We start from the raw sequence: 19,644 nt of genomic DNA, 5'->3' as shown, positions 1-19,644 counted from the left end.
AGACATGAAAATGCTCCCCTCACAGCAGCAGGTTTTTTATTATTTCACCTGTCTACTATTTGGGGAGCATATCAAATGGGCAGTCTTTTTATTATGTAATTTATTGCTAGATCTCAATTGCAAAGGTAAAGTAAAGCAAGGGAGAGATGCTTATGGATTACAAAATTGTTTTTTTCGATGTAGATGGAACGATTACGCACCAAGCAGCTGATTTTGTTACCCAAAAGTCGAGCGAGGACGGAATTGAGTTTGCGCTCAAAAAGTATGGGGTTATATAACCCTTTCCTTCTTATATGAAGATGGACGGCTTTTTTTGATGATGGTTTGGTACGTAAGGGTTGACACCGCTAAGCGATTTCGTGATGATGGAGTAGAGCATGTAGCGGAAGGAGCTGACCGAGATGAATTTAATAGTGGAACAACCAGCAGCTCGCTGGTACAAAAAAGAAATGGGTCTTTCCGATGGTGAAGCGATTCGTATTTACGTTCGCCTGGGCGGCTGCGGCAGCGTTCATCCAGGACTTTCACTTGGCATTATGAAGGATGAGCCCAAGACAGCGGGACTTCGTGATGTCGTAGAAGGTATTACCTATTTTATAGAAGATGATAATCTATGGTATTTGGATAATAAGACGCTTCGCATTTCTTTTGACGAGAAGTATGAAGAAATTAAAATGGTTGTGGAATAACCACATGGCATAGCAGGACAACAAAAAAGGAGCAGCTTCAATAGGTTATAAACCTTAAGGAGCTGCTCCTTTTTTGCGTGTTAGCGCTTATTTGCTACTTATCAAGAGGCGATTCTGCTTCAGTTTTGTCCAGGCATGAGCTTTTTGAGCAATTGCAGCATTTGCCGTTATGACGATGACTAGCTGCCTTGTCTTTATCATGCAGTGCTCCGTTTTCTGTATTCTCCTTGTTATCCTCATTTAAAGATGCCTGTATGTCCACTTTGTTTACCGCCATCCTCTCATTTGCCGATCACTTATTTCTATTATAAAAGAATGATCATGGAGGCCACATCGGGGAACCTCCCTATTTGCTAAGCAGCTTTCGCTTAGAAACCCTTAGCTATAGTTCAGGGAGTTCCCCGACATACAAATGGAAGAGAATCCCCTAAACTAAAGGTGTAGCAAACGAAAGCGAGCACAGCATAAACGATTAACACCACACATTAGGAGGATTTTATATGGAGCATGCTCCTTTGAGAAGGGTTGAACAGCTTGCTTTGAAGAAGCAAAAGGTGTTTCTGACAAGCAAGCTGAGATATATATTGCGAGCCATGTTAGCGAGTATGTTTATCGGATTTGGCGTAATCGTAGCGTTTAAGACAGGTAGCTTTTTCTACGAGTCACATAGCCCGCTAACCTATCCCATGGCGGCGATAACGTTTGGTGCAGCAATCATTCTAATCGCATATGGCGGAGGAGATCTTTTTACAGGAAACACCTTCTATTTCACCTTTGCAGCTCTTAGGGGCAAAATGCGCTGGCTAAACGTTGTAAAGCTATGGTGTGCAAGCTACGCAGGCAACTTTCTAGGTGCAGTTGCTTTCGCCCTTCTCATATGGGCAACCGGATTGTTCAGCGATGCATCCGTTAATGGATTTTTACTCAGTGTCGTAGAGAAGAAGCTTCACGCTCCGGTATGGGAATTGTTTTTCCGAGGTGTATTGTGTAACTGGCTGGTCTGCTTAGCGTTTTTTGTTCCGATGTCACTGCGCGGAGATGGGCCGAAATTGTTCGCTATGATGCTATTCGTATTCTGCTTCTTTATTTCAGGCTACGAGCACAGCATCGCTAATCTTTGCACCTTTGCCATTGCGCTTGTGCTGAATCATCCGGGAACCATTTCACTCGAAGGCATGATTCATAATCTTGTACCTGTAACACTAGGTAATTTAATCGGTGGCTCCGTCCTTATGGGCGTTATGTATTATTTCGTAAACAAACCATTTGAAGAGGTGGAATAACAATGAAAAAATCAAAAGTTGTCGTTATTGGTGTAGGAGCAGTAGGATCCACAACAGCCTATACGCTGCTGCTTCGCAGCCGGATGGATGAGCTTGTGTTAATAGATGCGAATGCAGGCAAAGCAGTTGGGGATGCGCTTGATATGAATCACGGGATGCCATTCCTTGGTCAGACTAAAGTATGGGCAGGCACTTATGAGGACTGCAAGGATGCGGATATCGTCATCATTACAGCTGGAGCAGCTCAGAAGCCTGGGGAGCCAAGGCTGAATCTATTAAAGCGCAACATTGCCATCTATGAAAGCATCGTATCCGAAGTATTGAAATACAATGATGACGGCATTCTATTAATCGCGACGAATCCGGTAGATATTATGAGTTACTTCTGCCAGAAAAAGTCGGGCTGGCCAACTCACCGTGTAATCGGTTCAGGCACATTGCTCGATAGTGCTCGTTTCCGCTACCTGATCGGCGAGCGATTGCAGCTTGACCCGCGCAGCGTACATGCCCATATTATTGGGGAGCATGGGGACTCCGAGCTTCCATTATGGAGCTTGGCAAACGTAGCTGGTTCGTCCATCTCGCTTAGCGAGGAAGAAAAGTCAGACATCTTTACGCATACGAGAGATGCAGCCTACGAAATCATAGAAGCGAAAGGTGCCACTTATTACGCTATTGCGTTAGCACTGGATCGCATTGTAACTGCGATACTGTCCAATGAGTCGGCTGTACTCAATGTATCCACGTTAGTTGAAAACTACCACGGCATATCGGATGTATACATGGGTGTACCGTGCGTCGTTGATCGCAATGGAGTAAGAGAGGTGCTGGACATTCCGATTACAGAGGAAGAAAAAGCGCTGCTGCACCGTTCGGCGAACAAGCTGAAGGAACTGATTGAAACGATCTCGGTTTAGACAAAAATAAGAGGAGCTGATCGTCATGGTAACCAAATGGCTAAGCGAAAACAAATATGCAGYGGGCTTAATGCTTGTGCTGCGGGTGTACTTGGGATGGCAATGGCTGAGCGCTGGTTGGCATAAGCTTGGCGGATTTGATGCCAGCGGATTTTTAAAAGGAGCTATCGGCAACCCTGTAATGGATAAAGCGACAAACGAATTAGTTTATCCAACGTTCACTGCATTTCTAGAACATGTTGCTCTTCCGAATGCAGGCATCATTAACTTTCTCATACCCGTTGGTGAATGTTTGGTAGGGCTTGGACTTATCGTTGGCGCACTTACGACAGCTGCAGCATTCTTCGGATTATTAATGAACTTCATGTTTATGTTTGCAGGTACGGTATCGACTAACCCTTGGATGCTGCTGATCGGAATTATCGTATTCATCGCTGGCACGAACGCAGGCAAATTCGGTATTGATTACTTTGCCCTTCCTTATCTGCGCAAACTATTTAAAAAATTCGGCAACCGCGGCGATAGCGGCTATGCTGACAACAAGACAATCCCTCGTTAGAGCGGAACGAATGCAAGGAATAAGGGTTGCTCCTCAAGTAGGTATCTACTTTTGGGGCAACCCGTTTTTTTTGCTCGATTGACATGAACTCCTTAGTTTGTTACTTTAATTATATATATTCGTATTGGTTTAGTTGGATTTAAGTGAGTGGAGGTGTGTCAAATCAACATTGAGAATATAGAAGCATTCGTCTATGTCATCCATTGTKGAAGCTTTAATAAAGCAGCTGACGCGTTGTATTTGTCTCAGCCTTCTGTAACAGCAAGAATTAAGTCCCTTGAGCAGGAGCTCGACTGCAAGCTGTTCGATCGAAATGGCAAACAGATTCAAATAACGGAAGACGGTAAACGATTTCTCCCTTATGCCCAACAGCTGCTGCTCATCTATCAGAAGGGCAAGCAGCATATTAATCAGAAGAAGTCTTTGCCGAACGAGTTCCGAATTGGCTGTACCGTGTCTGTCTCCAATTATATTATTCCTGACTTATTACCTCGCTTAAAGAAGAAATTCCCACACACTCACTATAAAATCGTCACAAGCACCACGGATGAGATTGTGAATAAAGTGCTGAGCAAGGAAGTAGATATTGGCTTTGTTCGCAAGGTGAATCATCCTAACCTGCAGTCGACCAAGTTCTATGAAGATCCAATACGGCTGCATGTGTATCATGGGCATCCGTTCTTAACAACGGAAAAGCTGACGGTTGAGGCGATCGCTGAGCAGCCGCTCGTTTTTTTTGAATGCGGCTCATTGGATTGGCTTCGCATTCATCGTATATTCGAGAATTTGGAGCTGCCGCCGAACATTCAAATTCAGACGGATAATTCTGAGATGGCCAAAAAGCTTGTCATTCAGAAAGCAGGCATCGCGTTTCTTCCAGGCTTATGCGCCCAGCAGGAGCTGCAGGATGGGAAGCTTTATCCGATACGCGTCCCGGAGACGGAAGGCATTTTTTTACAGACGAACCTCATTTCGCATCATGGAGAGCATCTGGAATTTGTACATGCCATTACCGAAATAGGCAAGCAATTAGCAGATGCGGAGCTAAGCTTATCAGCAAATATAAATCTGTAATACAAAAACTCTATTATTCGAAAAGAGATGGGTATGGTACATTCATAATTACAGTTAAGCCGATATGAATAGTGCACTTAATCACATTCGTCCGCTGCTCCTACTGAAGCAGCGGACGTTTTTTGTTGATAAAAGCATCATTGGATTATTCAATTTTCTTATAGAAGATCTCTATAAGCTAGAGGATTGACGAAGCTGGCAGTCCGGTGGTAAAGTGAATTCAACATAATCCTTACTTAACAGGTAGGAATTATAAGGATTTAAACATTTGATGATTTGGGGGAAAAAGAAAATGAAAAAACGATTCGTTTTATCGATTGCACTCGTCCTTGCCCTTACAGTTGCTGGCTGCGGAAGCAATAAAAACAACACCGGCGGCAATGCGGAAACAGGAAGCGGAGAGGCTTCCAAATCCGTAACAAAAATTGTTGTTGGCACAGGAACACAATTCCCTAAAGTTTGCTTTATAGATGAGAATGGTAAGCTTACTGGTTTCGATGTAGAGCTTGTAAGAGAAATTGATAAACGTCTTCCAGATTATGAATTTGACATTCAAACGCTTGAATTTACGAACCTGCTGTTAAGCTTGGAAACGAAAAAAATTGACATGATTGCACATGAGATGGAGCAAAATCCGGAACGCGTACAGAAGTACCTCTTTAATAAAGAGCCTTATGCGCACTGGAGAAACAAGATCATAGTAGACAAGGACAATAATTCAGTTCAAACGTTGGCTGATCTAAAAGGTAAAAAAGTGCTAACAACGGCAACAAGCGCAGCGGCAACGATTCTTGAGAATTACAATAAGGAAAACGGAAACGCGCTTGAGCTTGTGTATCAAAATGGCGGTGCAAACGACAACGTATCGCAAGTAACCTCAGGCCGAGTGGATGCCTTCCTCGCTGCTGACTTTACTTTATCGTTAGTTGATCCGAAGAAAGTGCTTAAAGCAGTAGGACCGGCACTGAGCGAAGCAGACATCTTGTTCATGTTCCGCAAGGACGATCCGGAGCAGCAAAAGCTTTCTGATGCAGTTGATGTGGTAATCAAAGAACTGAAAGCAGACGGTACGCTGGCTAAGCTTAGCTCAGAATGGCTGGGCGATGATTTTACTTCCCAAGAAAAATAAACCCAATTGAAAGGTGAGATGGCTAAGGTGGGAGAACCTTTTGATATCAGCTATGTGTTCGAGTATCTAATAAAGCTGCTGCCTACCTTGAAAGTCACTCTTCTTATTGTGGTGAGTTCCATCGTACTTGGGGTTGGCGTCGGATTTATCGTCGCCTTTCCCCAGCTTTATAAGATTCCGGTTCTAAGACGGTTTTCGCAGGTGTATTTATCTTTTTTTAGAGGGACGCCTATACTCATTCAGCTATTTCTGTTTTATTACGGCTTGCCTGAGGTTTTGAAGCTTTTTCATTTGGATGTAGCTAAAGTGCCGGCATTATATTTTGTCATCCTTACTTATGCGCTGCACAGCGGAGCTTATATAGCGGAGATGATTCGCGCGGCTGTCGGGGCAGTGGATCGGGGGCAGGTTGAAGCAGCTTATGCGGTAGGAATGACGGGTTTCCAAGCTTTTACCCGAATTGTACTACCTCAAGCCGTTTCGATTGCATTGCCGGTATTCTCTAATCTTGTCATTGCAAATTTGAAGGATACATCACTCGCCTTTTCGTTAGGTATTATGGAATTAACAGGAAAATCACAGACACTGGCTGTTATGTCCAGGCATTTCCTTGAAACGTATGTTTCGCTAGCGATTATCTACTTTATTTTGAGCTTTGGGCTTGAGAAGCTGTTCCATTTGATCGAACGCAGGTTATTGAAGCATGAGCGCCGCATCGCGGCAGAAGACAAAGAACCTCTTATCAAAAAAGATAAATCAAGGCGGTTTGCAGCCGGAATAGGCTTTGGCAGAGGAGGAAGGGAAAATGAAGCTTGATTTCGCATTCATATGGACGGCGTTTGTTCAGCTTTTGAGCGCGGTGCCAACGGCTTTGGCGATTACGTTCGTTTCTGTTTTTTGCGGCTTCCTCATTGGGACATCTGTAGCTGTCATTAGACTTTATAAGATTCCAGTCCTTTATCCTATCGCCGTTTCCTATGTTACCGTCATCCGCGGAACTCCTATGCTAACGCATTTATTGCTTATTTATTTCGGTTTGCCGATTATCGTAGATGGTATAGCTGAGGCGTTAGGCTTATCGTTCCGTTCGGTCTCGATTCCCATGATAGGATTCGCTTATATTTCTTTCTCGATTACGGCTGGCGCATACATGTCTGAGGTTGTCAGATCGGGACTGCTTGCGGTTAACCGCGGACAAATGGAAGCCGCGTATTCAATCGGAATGACTACCCCGCAAGCGATGCGCAGAATTATTTTGCCCCAAGCCTTTGCTGCCAGCTTGCCTAACTTATCGAACTCGGTAATTGGCATGCTGCACGGATCAACGCTGGCTTTTACAGTGTCCGTCGTTGACATTAATGCTAAAGCGCAAATCGTGGCTTCAACAAACTGGAAGTTTTTTGAGGCGTACCTTGCCGCAGCTCTTATTTTCTGGGGATTAACCTTTTTCATCGAGCGACTGACCGCGTTAGCCGAGAAGCGCTTTAACCTGTACAACAGAGGCGGTGTCTCATGATTAAGCTGACGCAAATTAGGAAGAGCTTTGGACGCAATGAAGTGCTCAAAGGAATCGATCTTACCGTCAAAAAAGGTGAGGTCGTTGCGATACTAGGGCCAAGCGGCTCAGGGAAAACAACGCTGCTGCGCTGCATCAATTATTTAGAGAAGCCTAGCGACGGTCAAATTTCGATTGGTGATTTCACCGTTAATTGCAAGCGTCCCGATAAAAAAGGAATTCATACGCTTCGGCAAAAAAGCGCAATGGTTTTCCAGCAATATAATTTATTTAAGCATAAGACGGCAATTGAAAATGTAATGGAAGGTCTCCTCATCGTTAAAAAGCTTCCGAAGGAAGAGGCGCGGCAAAAAAGCGAGGAGCTGCTTGAAAAGGTTGGTCTTGGCAATAAGCTGCATGCCTATCCGAGCGAGCTGTCTGGCGGACAACAGCAGCGTGTAGGCATCGCTCGTGCGCTGGCGCTGAATCCAGAAGTTATTTTGTTCGATGAGCCAACTTCGGCGCTTGATCCAGAGCTGGTTGGCGAGGTGCTTAGCGTAATTCGCAAAATCGCAAAAGAAGGCATCACGATGATTATCGTGACCCATGAAATGAGCTTTGCGCAGGATGTTGCCAGCCATGTTGTCTTTATGGATGGCGGAGCGATCGTTGAAGAGGGCAGGCCTAACGATATTTTCACCAATCCAAAAGAAGAACGAACCAAACAATTTTTGAAACGGATCACACCTGAGGGTGTCTATTCCATCTAACACATAGAGGAGCGAATCAATATGTCACTCAAAATTGGCATTCTGGATCAAAGTATTATTTTTCCCGGTCAAACTGCTGCTGAAGCCTTGGCGAATACCGTGAGGCTGGCGCAATTGGCAGAAACGCTTGGTTTCGAGYGCTTCTGGGTATCTGAGCATCATGATTCTCCCGGGATGGCGGGGTCCTCGCCAGAGGTGCTTATTGCTTATTTGCTGGCTCAAACATCATCCATTCGCATTGGTTCAGGCGGCGTAATGCTCCAGCATTACAGCCCCTATAAAGTGGCAGAAAATTTTAATGTGCTTGCTTCACTCGCGCCAGGAAGAGTTGAACTTGGCATCGGGCGAGCGCCAGGCGGATTGCCGCGTTCTACGAAAGCTTTGCAGAAGGGCGTAGCGGAAGCCGATACTTTAGCTGAGAAGCTGACAGAGCTGGAGCAGCTGCTCCATGATAAGACTGGTGAGGAGCATCCGCTGGCTGGGCTTGTTGCAAGCCCGCTGCCGAAGCAGCCGGCTGACATTTTTTTGCTTGGCACAAGTTTATCAAGCGCGGAGCTGGCTGCGGAGAAGGGTTATCCGTATGCTTTTGCATTATTCATTAATAACGATCCAGATACGGCTCAAAAGGCGATAAATACGTATCGGAATAAGTTTAATCGATCGTTTGGCGGAGAGCCTAAAGCGATTCTAGCGTTGTCAGTCATAGCGTCCGATTCGGAAGAAGAAGCGAATGAGCTTGCAGGTCATTTTAAAAATGTGAGAGTTACACTGGCAAGCGGCAAGACTGTAAATGTAGGCACGCTGGAACAAGCGAAGGAATTTGCTAGGCAGGCGGGAGAGACGTTTACAGCGGAGGAAAGGGATGCCGATATTACCCGCGGCACCAAGGAGACGGTTCGCAAACGACTGCTTGAAATTGGGGAGCAGTATGGTGTGGATGAGTTTATTTTTACGACGATTATTCCTGATTTCGTCAAGCGTGTACGATCCTTCGAGCTGCTTAAGGAAGCCTTTGAAGGAGAGTTGGTATGAGCGATTTCTCAGCCCAATTCATAGAGGAGAAGTTGATAGCCATTCGAAGGCAGCTGCATCAGCATCCTGAGCTTTCTCATGAGGAGTTCGAGACGACGGCTTCCATACGCGGCTGGTTAACGGAGGCGGGCATTCGAGTTGTTGATTATGGACTTCAAACCGGTGTCATTGCAGAGATTGGCGGATTGCATGGCGGCCCGATTGTCGCGATTCGCGCGGATATAGACGCACTGCCGATACAGGAGGAGACGGGTCTTGCATTTGCTTCAAAAATTCCGGGTAAAATGCATGCTTGCGGACATGATTTTCACACGGCCTCAATCATAGGAACTGCTCTTTTGCTCAAGGAACGGGAGCAGGAGCTGCAAGGAACGGTGCGCTTGCTGTTCCAGCCTGCGGAAGAAAAAGCAAAGGGTGCTCAGAAGCTTATTGCAAGCGGAGCTTTGGAAGGCGTGAGCGCGGTGTTCGGCATGCATAACAAGCCGGATCTCCCAGTTGGAACGATTGGTATTACAGGCGGGCCGATCATGGCGGCAGCTGATGGTTTTGTCGTTGAAGTGGAAGGCCGCGGCAGTCATGCCGCAGTACCTGAAGCCGGTCTTGATCCGATCGTAACCGCGGCGCATATGATTACGGCGCTGCAATCGATCGTAAGCCGCAGCGTAAGCGCGCTGGACAGTGCGGTTGTTAGCGTGACAAGGCTTCATGCGGGAACCGCTTGGAATATTATTTCGGACAAAGCGGTATTTGACGGTACGCTGCGTACGTTTGAAGAGCATGTCCGCACGACAGTGCGCGAGCGCTTTGATCAGGTCGTAAATGGTGTAGCATCCGCGTTTGCAACGAGTGCGAAAGTGAAGTGGCTGGAAGGGCCGCCGGCAGTTGTCAATGATCAGAAGTGGGCCGATCAAGCTTCGATAACTGCGCATGCTCTTGGTCTTGCCGTAGTGAAGCCGACGCCTTCTCCGGCAGGCGAGGATTTTGCGTTTTATTTGAAGGAAACCGAAGGGGTGTTTGTGTTTTTTGGCACAGCCGGCTCACAGGAATGGCATCATCCAGCCTTTGATTTAGATGAAAAAGCATTGCCGATTGCTGCTTCTTTTTTTGCTTCCCTTGCTGTGGATGCTCTGCGCAAGCTGGCGGGCGAGAATGCGCCGGGAGGACGACAACATTTCGAAATCATATGATGTGATCATCGTTGGGGCGGGCTCCATGGGGATGAGCGCAGGCTATGAGCTCGCAGCCCGCGGAGCAAGGACACTGCTCATTGATGCTTTTGATCCGCCGCATAATATGGGAAGCCATCACGGCGAGCCGCGTCTAATCCGGCATGCCTATCATGGCGGCGATACTTATGTGAAGATGGCGCTTCGAGCCGATGAGAGGTGGCTGGCACTCGAGAAAGCAACGGGGGAAAAGCTGCTGGAGCGATCGGGCGTGCTCAATATGGCAGAATCGAGCTTTTACAATTACGAAGGCAGATTAGGCGATGCTATTGCTAATGGCGTTCAAGTGGAGCTGTTGCGTGCGGAAGAAATCAATCGGCGTTTTCCAGGTGTTCAATTGGCTGATTCCTTCCAAGGGATGTACGAGCCGAATGCGGGTTACTTATACAGTGAAAAATGTGTAGCTGCTTATAAGCAGCAAGCTATAGCAGCCGGAGCGGAGCTTCTGACAAACAGCTTCGTTACAGATATTCAGGCGAATGCTTCAAGCGTCACCGTTCATACGAAAGAAGCTGCTTATACCGCACAGCAAATCATTATTACCGCCGGCGCATGGTTTGGCATGCTCGCGAATCATGTTAAGCTTCCCATTCGAGCAGTTCGCAAAGTAGTTGGGTGGTTTGAAACGCGTTCACCCGCTTTTGATGCAGGCGTATTTCCCGGCTTCACTTGGGGCGGCGCGATGGGAGGCTACTACGGCTTTCCGAGCATTGACGGCGCAGGAATTAAAATTGGCAGACACGATACAGGCGTGGAATGGCAGCCAGGTGAGCCGATTGCTCCATTTGGTGCTTATCCAGAAGATGAAGAGGACCTTCGCCGCGCGCTTGCCGCTTTTGTTCCGGATGCGGCCGGCAAGCTTTTGCGGGGTGCAGTATGCAAATACGAGTTTACGCCTGATGAGGATTTCATTATTGATGCTCACCCTGAGCATCATAATGTGCTGCTTGCTGGCGGTTTTTCCGGTCATGGCTTTAAATTTGCGAGCGTGGTAGGCGAGATTTTGGCTGACAAAATACAAAAAAAGAATACAGGCTATGATCTGAGATTATTCGAGCTTGATCGTTTTAGCAGGGCATAACGCTATTACTTTTGTTATTCACGAGGAGGATTTTAAATGAGCGAACCCATTGTCGATATTCATGCATTTGTGAACGTATATGATCAAATTGAGCAGGAATTGGAATGGCTGTCGGATCACCAGCTGAAATGGAAGGCTGCCCCTGAGTCATGGAGTGTGACCGAGGTGCTCGCTCATCTCGTTGATCACAGCATTATCGTATCCTTTCGCATTCGTGAAATCTTGTCTGGCTCCGAGACGAGGCTGCCTTCCTTTAAACAGGATGCTTGGGTGTCTGGCCAAAGGGCAAATGAAGGCGATGTTAAAGATATTTTGCTTGCTGCACGTTCACTTGTTCAATATAACAGCCTGTTGTTTAATCGTTTGACTGAGGAAGAATGGAGCAAGACCGGCATTAACTTTAAAGGTGAGCCCGTATCAATAGCTGTGATCGTACCGGCATTTGTGAAGCACGTGCAAGGTCACTTAGGTCAAATTCGTCGAATCAAGCAGGGAGAGCTGGACTCTCGCAATTAGATTAATGCCATTTTTTAAGGTATAGCCATTGTGATCATATAAAGGGAGAGCAGGTGAAGAAGCATGTCTGATACAGCTGTCATTATTCGTAATGCTGAGCTTGAGGATCTAGATGCTACACGGGAAGTACTTATTGATGCTTATGGCCAATATGAGCAAGTGCTGCCTGAAGCGGCATGGAATCAATATAAAGAAAGCATACTGGAATCTGTTGAAGGAGCAGCAACGAAGGCGCGTTTAGTCGCGGTGCTCGGCGGGAAGATCGTTGGAAGTGTGTTCTTGTTTGATTCCTCTGAAGCGGCCTATGGACGGCCGGAGCTTCAAATTCATTCACCGATTATTCGCCTGCTCGCTGTATCACAGGCAGCACGCGGCTTCGGCGTAGCGACGGAGCTTATCCGTGCCAGTGCAAAGCTTGCAAAGGAATGGGGAGCGGAGACGCTGCATCTTCATACTTCAGACATGATGGATTCAGCTGTAAGGCTGTACGAGCGCCTCGGCTTCGAGCGCGCATTTGATAAGGATTTAATGAACGGGGAAACGCTCGTTAAGAGCTACCGGCTTCAATTAAAGGAAGCATCGTTATTGCAGGTAACTTAGCAGGACGGCTGCTTTTGCTGTCAGAAGATCAATCATACTATGTTCATTAGGAGGCTGTTTATTATGGCGAACCGCAAGCAACTTAAGTTTGGCGCATTGATTCATGGTGTGGGAGGCAATATCTCGGCATGGCGGCATCCGGAAGTGCCGGCTGATGCGAGCGTGAACTTTAAATTTTATACGGAGCAGGCACAGACTGCTGAAGCGGGTAAGTTCGATCTTGTATTTATCGCTGACGGTCTATATATAAACGAAAAATCGATTCCGCATTTTTTAAACCGCTTTGAGCCGATTACGATATTGTCCGCGCTGGCAGCTGTTACGTCCAAAATTGGATTGGTTGGCACATTATCGAGCTCATATAGTGAGCCGTTTACGGTTGCAAGACAATTTGGTTCTTTAGATCATATTAGCGGCGGTCGTGCTGGATGGAATGTCGTTACATCTCCGCTTGAGGGCTCGGCAAGCAATTTCAGCAAAACGGATCATCCGACACATGATGAGCGCTACAAAATTGCCGAAGAGTATTTGGAAGTGACACGCGGCTTGTGGGATTCTTGGGAGGACGATGCTTTCGTCAGAGACAAAGAGTCAGGTGTGTTCTTTGATCCGTCTAAGCTGCACCGTCTAGATCATAAAGGCGAGTATTTCTCCGTTCAAGGTCCGCTTAATATTGCTCGCTCGAAGCAAGGTCATCCGGTTATTTTTCAAGCAGGTTCTTCTGAGAGCGGCAAGAAGCTGGCTGGCAAAGCAGCAGATGCGGTGTTCACAGGCCATGACAATATCGAAGATGCCAAAGCATTTTATAAAGACGTGAAGGATCGTACGGTGGCTGAAGGCCGTTCGGTGGATGATATCGTTATTCTTCCTGGCATTGGTCCGATTATTGGACGCACGGAAGAGGAAGCTGAGCGCAAGTACCAAGAGCTAGCAGAGTTAGTGACGATCGAGAATGCTTTGAACTATTTAGGGCGTTTCTTCGAGCATCATGACTTCTCTCAATATCCGCTTGATGAGCAGTTCCCAGAGCTTGGTGACCTCGGTCAAAACAGCTTCCGCAGCGGCACGGACAAAATTAAAAAAGTAGCGAAAGAGAAAAATCTGACGCTGCGCCAGGTTGCGCTTCAATCCGCGACTCCGCGTCCGCAGTTCATTGGTACACCTGAGAAAATTGCAGATCTGATTGAGGAGTGGCATGAAGAGGGAGCAGCAGACGGCTTCATTATTCATTCTTCGATTCCAAGCGGCTTGAATGATTTTGTTGAGCTGGTTGTTCCAATTCTCCAAGAGCGCGGCATTTATCGCACTGATTATGAATCGGATACGCTGCGCGGCAATCTCGGCTTACAGATTCCGGCGAATCGCTATACGAAAGAGAAAGTGAATAGCTAATTAATTTTAAAATGAATAGTCCTTCCTTTCAGGTTGTGATAATGACAAGTCTTGAGAGGGTATAGAGAGGGTTGCTTGGGTAGACTTGTATTGTGCGTTCCGTTAAATGGAGGTGCAATACGATGAAATACGAATTGGGCGATTGCCTGCTGGAGCAGCGATTAAGCGAACGCGGGTTATCGCAGGCGCAGCTTGCAGATGCACTGATGGTGAGACCCGAGAGGATCGGCGACTATATCGACAACAAACGAATCATGCCGCTTAAGGTAGCGATTTCGATAGCTGCAACGATTAAATGTGATGTACCCGAACTCTATGAGTTGCGGACATCCAATGAAGTAGAATAATGATTCAAAGAAAAATAGCCCTGTAGGTCTTCTACGACCTGCCGGGCTATTTCGCTGAAAATATTGGACGTGCAGGAAGCCGACCTGTACAGAGCATAAGCCTTAATAAATAGCGCTGTCCAGCTCCCTGGGCGGCGTTTTTCTTGCTGCAGCTCTCTCAAATTAATAGCGGGGGTTCGCATGTGCAATATATTCATTAATTCGTGTGGCCAAACTTGTTCAATCCTTTTCCTTGCTATAACATGATGAAATAAGATAGGCCTTACACAGGTGTAAAGCGATAATGAAACGAAGGTGGGGAATGTATGAAGCTAACGGAGCCCGAAATCGAAAAAAGCTTGGCGGCATGTGAAGGCTGGAAGCGGGAGGATGGTAAATGGATAATCAAAAAATATCGCTTTAAATCTTTTCCAAGCGCTATCGCTTTCGTAAACGAGGTAGCGCAAGCATCCGAGCGTCTGAACCATCATCCATTCATAGCTATCGATTATAAAATGGTAACGCTCCGAATGACGACATGGCATGATGGCGGCCTTACGGAGCTGGATTTTACAGCAGCAGCAGCTTATGACCTTGCTTATGCCAGCGCTTGAATATACCCTTGATTAAGCTGGATTTTCTAAGAAAATGTATGGAAAAAGATTAAAAGGCTGCCCCAGACGATAAGTCCATTAGGCAGCCTGCTATTTTTTTATGAAAAACTAAACACCTGAATACGCTAAAAAACCGCCATCAACTGGAATCGTTGTACCAGTGACAAAACCTGCCGTTGTCTCGTCAGCGAGCCATAATAGAGTGCCCAGCAAATCTTCGGGTTTGCCGAAACGGCGCATCGGAGTATGGGAAATAATTTTGCCCGAGCGTTCGGTTAAATGACCATCCTCGTCCAATAGCAGCTTTCTGTTTTGCTCAGTCAGGAAAAACCCGGGAGCAATAGCGTTAACTCGAATGCCGGATTCAGCTAGATGAACGGCCAGCCACTGCGTGAAATTGACGATAGCTGCTTTGGCTGCACTATAGGCAGGTACTTTGGTCATCGGTGATGGAGCGCTCATCGATGAAATATTTATGATTGTTGCGCCCTGACGGCCAAGCATTTGTTCTGTAAAGATTTGCGTTGGAATAAGTGTGCCGATAAAGTTGAGATCCATGACGCTGCGGAATCCTTCAATGCTCAAATTAAACAGCGTCGTTATATTTTCTGCGTGAAGATGCTCTGGCTTAAAGGTCTCGTTCGTCGTATTCGCGCTAGGATGATTGCCGCCTGCACCATTAATTAATATATCGCATGGACCAAGCTTATCGAGCACAGCCGCTGCCGCTGCTTTCGTGCTTTCAGCGTTGGTGACGTCACATGCGACAGCGATGGCGATCCCGCCGGCAGCCTGTATCTCCTCAGCCACAGCAATCCCTTTCTCAGCGGTGCGATTGAGTATGGCGATTTTGGCACCTTGTCTAGCAAGCTCAAGCGCCATGACTCGGCAAAGTACGCCAGCACCACCAGTGATGACAGCGACCTTGCCTTCAAATGACTCATGCTTAGGCAGCAGTGTCATGATTTGCCCTCCAAACCTGCAGTTGAAGCGGCTGCAAGCTGATACGAGTCCCAAAGCCCCCATAAATACATAATGCCGAGCGCGCGATCGTATAGGCCATATCCCGGTCTGCACTGCTCATCAAAAATATGACGCCCATGATCAGGCCTTGCATATCCTGTGTAGCCCACCTCGTGATAAGCTCTCACAATGCCTGCGATATCAACGGTTCCATCTTCTGTACGGTGAGACGTCTCGATAAAGTCTCCGTTCTCATACACGCGGACGTTGCGGATATGGGCAAATGGGATACGATCTGCAAACTCATGAATCATAGAAATAATATCATTGCTAGGATTTGCGCCGAGCGAGCCGCTGCAAAGCGTAATTCCGTTAAACGGACTATCATAAAGCTTAAGGAAAGTTCTGAAGTTTTCCTGTCCTGTCATAATACGCGGCAATCCGAACACAGACCATGGCGGATCATCCGGATGAATGGCCATTCGAATGCCATTGCGTGCTGCTACAGGTATAATTTCATTTAAGAAGTAACGAAGATTTTCCCATAGATGCTCTTCGGTCACGCCTTGATAAGCCTCAAACAGCTTCGTCAAATGCTGCAGCCGCTCAGGCTCCCAACCCGGCATAGTTAGCGCTGAGTTCGCGTTAATTTCTTCAACAAATTGGAATGGATCGGCATCAGCTATTCGGCTATTTTCATAAAATAAAGCGGTTGCACCATTTCCCATCGGCTTGTGCAAATCGGTGCGCAGCCAATCGAAGATGGGCATGAAGTTATAGCAAATAACTTTAACGCCAACGCTGCCTAGCTTCTCAATTGTTTTCTTATAATTGTCTATGTATAAATCACGCGACGGCAAACCAAGCTTAATGTCCTCGTGCACGTTAACGCTTTCAACGACATCGATATGCAAACCGTATTGCTCTGCTTGCTGCTTTACCTCCAAAATTCGCTCCAGCGGCCATTCCTCTCCTGCCGCAACATCATGAAGCGACCAGACGATACCGTCTGTACCGGGAATTTGTTTAATATAGCTAAGGGGAACCGTATCGTTGCCTTCTCCGAACCATCTAAAAGTCATTTTCATGCGTATCAATCCTCCCGTTTTATTTGTAGTAATGAGGATACTTTTCCTTAAGCACGGCCTGATCGGATATGTTCTGAGTAAGATGCTCCGTCATGAGCCGTTCAGCTGTATCCGCATCTTGAGCTTCTACAGCTTCTGCCATCATGCGATGCTGCGTATAAAGATTTTCCCAGTGGAGATCATCCACCAGACGCAGCATACGGCTTCGATTGAGATGCCCATTCATTTGCTGCATATTCGACCAGGTGTTGCTCTTGCTGCAGCCTTCAAATAAGATGCGATGAAAAGCCTCGTCAAGCGAAAACATACTTTGGTTATCTTTGTTGTGAATGCTTTCCTGCTGAAGGTGAAGGTTGTTCTGAAGCTTGAGAAGGTAGGGCGCAGGAAAATGGCTGCACGCTAACCGAATGACAGCCCTCTCTAGATGCTCTCGCATAAATCTTGCTTCCTCTACGAGTGCAGTGTCGATTAATGAAACGAGTGTTCCCCGCTGTGGAAGCACTTGAACAAGACCCTCTTGAGCGAGTCTAAGGAAGCTTTCCCTTACGGGAGTGCGGCTGACCTTAAACAAAATGGAAGTCTCATTCTCTGAAAGAGCTGTTCCAGGCGGCAGTTCCAGCTTCAAAATCTGTTCTCTTAGCTGCATATAAACGGAGTCTCTAGTGGATAGGGGCTGTTGACGTACATGGTAATCCATCGGCTCATTCCTTTCATCTTCACACTACCATACTACCATACAAGTATACAAGCGCGTAAGCGTAAATTTAAAATGCCAGAAGGGCTGCCCCAAAAGTAGATGATCTACTTCTGAGACAGCCCTTCAATATGGTTCCATACGTTTATTTTGCGCTAATCGGTATTACTCCAAGTTGTTTCATTACCGCTAATAGGACAAGCAGGGAATTTTTCTCCCTTTTGGAGCTTATCTTTCTTGCCTGACTCTGAAATGTAGTTCCCAGCATGCTTAACAATTTCTCCCGTTCGATAAGAAGTATTCGTACTACTCATAGTAACTAGCACCTCCAGTTATTTTGTAGCAGGTAGATAGGGGGTTACCTGCTTATTCTTATTTACCCCGCACAGCATGATATGAAACATTTGTAGTGAAAAAAGATAACTTAGCTGCTTGCGGCATTTTCCGTTTTTGCTTCAGTTCTCGTTTTCTCACGCTCTAATAGCGTTTTCAAATACGTCGACATCACTCTCGCTAGCTGATCGGATACTTCCATAAGACTCATATGTCCGACATTTTCAAAAGTAGTCTCCAGAATATGAGGGTATTTGAACGTCGTTTCTGGTTGATCCAGACTCGTAACCGTGAACGTATCATTAGGTTTAATGACACCATCCTCTGCGCCTGCTACTAGCAAAATAGGGTATTTGGCTTCAGCCAGCACATGGCTGCGGTCGGGACGCATCTTCATCCCCTCTAATGTAGCAATAGCAGCGTGTGCCTCCATCTCCTGACCTACTCCAATTAGCTGATTGACCTCGTCGCGCATTTCTCCGACTTTATCATCGGTAAATAGATTAGGAATGATGCTGTACAAGTATTTTGAAATGCCTTTTTCGTGAATCGCTTCAATATCTGTATCACGTTTCTCCTTTGTTACCTCGGAGTCGGGAAGCACAGTCGAATGGATAAGGGCAAAACCTGCGAGCTTGTCCGGATATTTTTCTGCAAAGGCAGCTGTTACATAACCGCCCAAGGAATGACCGAACATAACAACCTTCTCAATTGCAAGTGCTTCCAAAAGTGCTGCAATATCCTCGGCCATAGTCTCCATTGTATACGGGCCCTCAGGAGCAGATGAACCGCCGTGACCGCGGAGATCAGGGATGATGACGCGATATTGATCACCTAATACAGGACAGATTTTTTGCCAGTATTGAGATGAGCCGCAAAAGCCGTGGAGCAATACAATGACGTCTCCTTTACTACTGCCACATTCTTCATAGACTAAATCGATGCCATTAACGTGTATACGCTGCTTTTCCATCGATCATCACCAGCCTTTTCTATTATCGATTTGTTTTGGTGTAGTCTCTTAACCTATTCCAGAGCTTCTGAAACATTTGAAAAAACGGATTATTTATTTCTTCATTAATAGCCCTATTTTCAATTCGGAAGTCTGAGAATGGGTTGTTTCAAAGGTCAATAGGCTGGTTAATAACATGACAAGTTAACAAATTAACCAATCAACAAAAACAGCTTCAAAGGAAGGATGATTCCAATGTTAGGATGGGCATTATTATTTTTCATCTTTGCCATTGTCGCAGGCATTTTCGGATTTCTAGGCATTGCCTCCGCATTAGCCGGGATAGCAAAAATATTATTCGTCGTATTCGTTATTCTCTTTATTGTTTCCCTCATCGTTGGTAGAAGACGAGTCAGTTAACTTCATCTAACAAAGTAAAACAACATTAATCTAAACTATACGATTCCAAACAAAAACGGAGGAGGAATTTATTATGAATCACTTATCCAATACGAAGGTACACACGGTAAACAACGCTGTCGAGGTGCAAGAGCAGGTTTATAAATTTCAAACGGAAGGTTATGCGAAGGACAAAATTTTTGTACTGACGCATGACAAGGACCGGACAAATCGTATTGCTGACAACACGGACGCTGAGAAAATCGGCATTTCCGAGGAAGGTCTAGGATCGGCGATCGCCAACATTTTCCGTTCGACCGGAGATGAGCTGCGGGCGAAGATGAGATCACTTGGTATTTCGGAGCAAGAGTCACAGCGTCTTGAGCGCGAGATGGATCAGGATAAAATCTTGGTCATCGCATGGGGCGGTAAAGAATATACAGGTGAAGAATTTGACCCTGCCGTATACTACTACCCTCAATACATGGGTTAACATCCGACTCCACAACTAC

25 protein-coding genes are annotated in these 19,644 nt (G+C 46.3%); 20 read left to right on the top strand and 5 right to left on the bottom strand.

Annotation, left to right across the window (positions count from 1 at the left end):
• Window positions 1–152 precede the first annotated feature (152 nt).
• From AB4Z50_RS26530 to AB4Z50_RS26445, 18 genes are all read left to right on the top strand, one after another.
• Entirely contained in the window at window positions 153–278 is a 126-nt protein-coding gene (locus tag AB4Z50_RS26530) for a hypothetical protein (RefSeq protein WP_441883758.1), read from the top strand.
• A 123-nt stretch (window positions 279–401) separates the two neighbouring features.
• Complete coding sequence (locus AB4Z50_RS26525) at window positions 402–689, top strand: HesB/YadR/YfhF family protein (RefSeq protein WP_076269083.1); 288 nt, start codon at window positions 402–404, stop codon at window positions 687–689.
• Window positions 690–1,189: 500 nt separating this feature from the next.
• Window positions 1,190–1,972: a formate/nitrite transporter family protein gene (locus tag AB4Z50_RS26520; RefSeq protein ID WP_076269082.1), complete on the top strand. Its 783-nt coding sequence runs from the start codon at window positions 1,190–1,192 to the stop codon at window positions 1,970–1,972.
• A 2-nt stretch (window positions 1,973–1,974) separates the two neighbouring features.
• Entirely contained in the window at window positions 1,975–2,889 is a 915-nt protein-coding gene (locus tag AB4Z50_RS26515; protein WP_430059526.1) for an L-lactate dehydrogenase, read from the top strand.
• A 25-nt stretch (window positions 2,890–2,914) separates the two neighbouring features.
• Window positions 2,915–3,448, top strand: coding sequence for a DoxX family protein (locus AB4Z50_RS26510; RefSeq protein WP_441883753.1), 534 nt, complete (start codon window positions 2,915–2,917; stop codon window positions 3,446–3,448).
• 162 nt (window positions 3,449–3,610) lie between these two features.
• Window positions 3,611–4,522 (top strand): LysR family transcriptional regulator, encoded by a 912-nt coding sequence (locus AB4Z50_RS26505; RefSeq protein WP_441883765.1) that lies wholly within the window; start codon window positions 3,611–3,613, stop codon window positions 4,520–4,522.
• A 292-nt stretch (window positions 4,523–4,814) separates the two neighbouring features.
• A complete protein-coding gene (locus AB4Z50_RS26500) occupies window positions 4,815–5,651 on the top strand; it encodes a transporter substrate-binding domain-containing protein (protein WP_441883750.1) in 837 nt (278 codons plus the stop codon).
• Window positions 5,652–5,678: 27 nt separating this feature from the next.
• Entirely contained in the window at window positions 5,679–6,467 is a 789-nt protein-coding gene (locus tag AB4Z50_RS26495) for an amino acid ABC transporter permease (protein WP_441883762.1), read from the top strand.
• A complete protein-coding gene (locus tag AB4Z50_RS26490) occupies window positions 6,457–7,167 on the top strand; it encodes an amino acid ABC transporter permease (RefSeq protein WP_339204759.1) in 711 nt (236 codons plus the stop codon). The genes AB4Z50_RS26495 and AB4Z50_RS26490 overlap by 11 nt, the downstream gene beginning before the upstream one ends.
• Window positions 7,164–7,916, top strand: coding sequence for an amino acid ABC transporter ATP-binding protein (locus AB4Z50_RS26485; protein WP_076269076.1), 753 nt, complete (start codon window positions 7,164–7,166; stop codon window positions 7,914–7,916). The genes AB4Z50_RS26490 and AB4Z50_RS26485 overlap by 4 nt, the downstream gene beginning before the upstream one ends.
• Before the next feature lie 21 nt (window positions 7,917–7,937).
• The gene (locus AB4Z50_RS26480; RefSeq protein ID WP_441883746.1) at window positions 7,938–8,948 is read left to right on the top strand and encodes an LLM class flavin-dependent oxidoreductase; all 1,011 of its coding nucleotides are present in this window, start codon (window positions 7,938–7,940) and stop codon (window positions 8,946–8,948) included.
• Window positions 8,945–10,135 (top strand): amidohydrolase, encoded by a 1,191-nt coding sequence (locus tag AB4Z50_RS26475; RefSeq protein ID WP_441883743.1) that lies wholly within the window; start codon window positions 8,945–8,947, stop codon window positions 10,133–10,135. Before AB4Z50_RS26480 ends, AB4Z50_RS26475 begins: the two co-directional genes overlap by 4 nt.
• Entirely contained in the window at window positions 10,098–11,255 is a 1,158-nt protein-coding gene (gene solA / locus AB4Z50_RS26470; RefSeq protein ID WP_441883740.1) for an N-methyl-L-tryptophan oxidase, read from the top strand. Before AB4Z50_RS26475 ends, solA begins: the two co-directional genes overlap by 38 nt.
• A 36-nt stretch (window positions 11,256–11,291) precedes the next feature.
• The gene (locus tag AB4Z50_RS26465; protein WP_441883737.1) at window positions 11,292–11,771 is read left to right on the top strand and encodes a DinB family protein; all 480 of its coding nucleotides are present in this window, start codon (window positions 11,292–11,294) and stop codon (window positions 11,769–11,771) included.
• A gap of 63 nt (window positions 11,772–11,834) precedes the next feature.
• Window positions 11,835–12,371, top strand: coding sequence for a GNAT family N-acetyltransferase (locus AB4Z50_RS26460; protein WP_339204756.1), 537 nt, complete (start codon window positions 11,835–11,837; stop codon window positions 12,369–12,371).
• A 63-nt stretch (window positions 12,372–12,434) separates the two neighbouring features.
• On the top strand, window positions 12,435–13,763 hold the full coding sequence (locus tag AB4Z50_RS26455; RefSeq protein WP_076269071.1) for an LLM class flavin-dependent oxidoreductase: 1,329 nt from the start codon (window positions 12,435–12,437) through the stop codon (window positions 13,761–13,763).
• Between the two features lie 122 nt (window positions 13,764–13,885).
• Window positions 13,886–14,110, top strand: a complete 225-nt coding sequence (locus AB4Z50_RS26450) for a helix-turn-helix domain-containing protein (protein WP_441883733.1) — start codon at window positions 13,886–13,888, stop codon at window positions 14,108–14,110.
• A 305-nt stretch (window positions 14,111–14,415) separates the two neighbouring features.
• Entirely contained in the window at window positions 14,416–14,703 is a 288-nt protein-coding gene (locus AB4Z50_RS26445; protein WP_441883730.1) for a 4a-hydroxytetrahydrobiopterin dehydratase, read from the top strand.
• A gap of 108 nt (window positions 14,704–14,811) precedes the next feature.
• Here AB4Z50_RS26445 and AB4Z50_RS26440 read toward each other — a convergent pair whose 3' ends face one another.
• The 5 genes from AB4Z50_RS26440 to AB4Z50_RS26420 form a co-directional block, all read right to left on the bottom strand.
• Window positions 14,812–15,666, bottom strand: a complete 855-nt coding sequence (locus AB4Z50_RS26440; RefSeq protein WP_441883728.1) for an SDR family oxidoreductase — start codon at window positions 15,664–15,666, stop codon at window positions 14,812–14,814.
• Window positions 15,663–16,754 carry a mannonate dehydratase gene (gene uxuA, locus AB4Z50_RS26435; protein ID WP_441883725.1) on the bottom strand — a complete coding sequence of 364 codons (1,092 nt, stop codon included), beginning with the start codon at window positions 16,752–16,754 and terminating at the stop codon, window positions 15,663–15,665. The genes AB4Z50_RS26440 and uxuA overlap by 4 nt, the downstream gene beginning before the upstream one ends.
• Before the next feature lie 19 nt (window positions 16,755–16,773).
• Window positions 16,774–17,451, bottom strand: coding sequence for a GntR family transcriptional regulator (locus AB4Z50_RS26430; protein WP_441883722.1), 678 nt, complete (start codon window positions 17,449–17,451; stop codon window positions 16,774–16,776).
• 152 nt (window positions 17,452–17,603) lie between these two features.
• Entirely contained in the window at window positions 17,604–17,762 is a 159-nt protein-coding gene (locus AB4Z50_RS26425) for a hypothetical protein (protein ID WP_441883719.1), read from the bottom strand.
• Window positions 17,763–17,872: 110 nt separating this feature from the next.
• Window positions 17,873–18,754: an alpha/beta fold hydrolase gene (locus AB4Z50_RS26420; protein ID WP_430059548.1), complete on the bottom strand. Its 882-nt coding sequence runs from the start codon at window positions 18,752–18,754 to the stop codon at window positions 17,873–17,875.
• A 234-nt stretch (window positions 18,755–18,988) separates the two neighbouring features.
• Here AB4Z50_RS26420 and AB4Z50_RS26415 point away from each other — a divergent pair, with 234 nt between their 5' ends.
• Both AB4Z50_RS26415 and AB4Z50_RS26410 read left to right on the top strand, forming a co-directional pair.
• Window positions 18,989–19,153, top strand: a complete 165-nt coding sequence (locus AB4Z50_RS26415; RefSeq protein ID WP_076269061.1) for a DUF1328 domain-containing protein — start codon at window positions 18,989–18,991, stop codon at window positions 19,151–19,153.
• Window positions 19,154–19,226: 73 nt separating this feature from the next.
• Entirely contained in the window at window positions 19,227–19,625 is a 399-nt protein-coding gene (locus AB4Z50_RS26410) for a general stress protein (RefSeq protein ID WP_076269060.1), read from the top strand.
• Window positions 19,626–19,644 lie beyond the last annotated feature (19 nt).

Origin of the sequence: Paenibacillus sp. 2TAB26 (assembly GCF_052115145.1) — a bacterium.
Taxonomy (GTDB): domain Bacteria; phylum Bacillota; class Bacilli; order Paenibacillales; family Paenibacillaceae; genus Pristimantibacillus.
This window is presented reverse-complemented; position numbering and strand designations above follow the sequence as displayed.

Coding starts and splice junctions, on each gene's coding strand:
- AB4Z50_RS26530 (WP_441883758.1), top strand. CDS start 153: ATGGATTACAAAATTGTTTTTTTCGATGTAGATGGAACGATTACGCAC.
- AB4Z50_RS26430 (WP_441883722.1), bottom strand. CDS start 17,451: ATGGATTACCATGTACGTCAACAGCCCCTATCCACTAGAGACTCCGTT.
- AB4Z50_RS26450 (WP_441883733.1), top strand. CDS start 13,886: ATGAAATACGAATTGGGCGATTGCCTGCTGGAGCAGCGATTAAGCGAA.
- AB4Z50_RS26525 (WP_076269083.1), top strand. CDS start 402: ATGAATTTAATAGTGGAACAACCAGCAGCTCGCTGGTACAAAAAAGAA.
- AB4Z50_RS26500 (WP_441883750.1), top strand. CDS start 4,815: ATGAAAAAACGATTCGTTTTATCGATTGCACTCGTCCTTGCCCTTACA.
- AB4Z50_RS26515 (WP_430059526.1), top strand. CDS start 1,975: ATGAAAAAATCAAAAGTTGTCGTTATTGGTGTAGGAGCAGTAGGATCC.
- AB4Z50_RS26455 (WP_076269071.1), top strand. CDS start 12,435: ATGGCGAACCGCAAGCAACTTAAGTTTGGCGCATTGATTCATGGTGTG.
- solA (WP_441883740.1), top strand. CDS start 10,098: ATGCGCCGGGAGGACGACAACATTTCGAAATCATATGATGTGATCATC.
- AB4Z50_RS26440 (WP_441883728.1), bottom strand. CDS start 15,666: ATGACACTGCTGCCTAAGCATGAGTCATTTGAAGGCAAGGTCGCTGTC.
- uxuA (WP_441883725.1), bottom strand. CDS start 16,754: ATGAAAATGACTTTTAGATGGTTCGGAGAAGGCAACGATACGGTTCCC.
- AB4Z50_RS26425 (WP_441883719.1), bottom strand. CDS start 17,762: ATGAGTAGTACGAATACTTCTTATCGAACGGGAGAAATTGTTAAGCAT.
- AB4Z50_RS26475 (WP_441883743.1), top strand. CDS start 8,945: ATGAGCGATTTCTCAGCCCAATTCATAGAGGAGAAGTTGATAGCCATT.
- AB4Z50_RS26465 (WP_441883737.1), top strand. CDS start 11,292: ATGAGCGAACCCATTGTCGATATTCATGCATTTGTGAACGTATATGAT.
- AB4Z50_RS26415 (WP_076269061.1), top strand. CDS start 18,989: ATGTTAGGATGGGCATTATTATTTTTCATCTTTGCCATTGTCGCAGGC.
- AB4Z50_RS26490 (WP_339204759.1), top strand. CDS start 6,457: ATGAAGCTTGATTTCGCATTCATATGGACGGCGTTTGTTCAGCTTTTG.
- AB4Z50_RS26485 (WP_076269076.1), top strand. CDS start 7,164: ATGATTAAGCTGACGCAAATTAGGAAGAGCTTTGGACGCAATGAAGTG.
- AB4Z50_RS26420 (WP_430059548.1), bottom strand. CDS start 18,754: ATGGAAAAGCAGCGTATACACGTTAATGGCATCGATTTAGTCTATGAA.
- AB4Z50_RS26445 (WP_441883730.1), top strand. CDS start 14,416: ATGAAGCTAACGGAGCCCGAAATCGAAAAAAGCTTGGCGGCATGTGAA.
- AB4Z50_RS26520 (WP_076269082.1), top strand. CDS start 1,190: ATGGAGCATGCTCCTTTGAGAAGGGTTGAACAGCTTGCTTTGAAGAAG.
- AB4Z50_RS26410 (WP_076269060.1), top strand. CDS start 19,227: ATGAATCACTTATCCAATACGAAGGTACACACGGTAAACAACGCTGTC.
- AB4Z50_RS26460 (WP_339204756.1), top strand. CDS start 11,835: ATGTCTGATACAGCTGTCATTATTCGTAATGCTGAGCTTGAGGATCTA.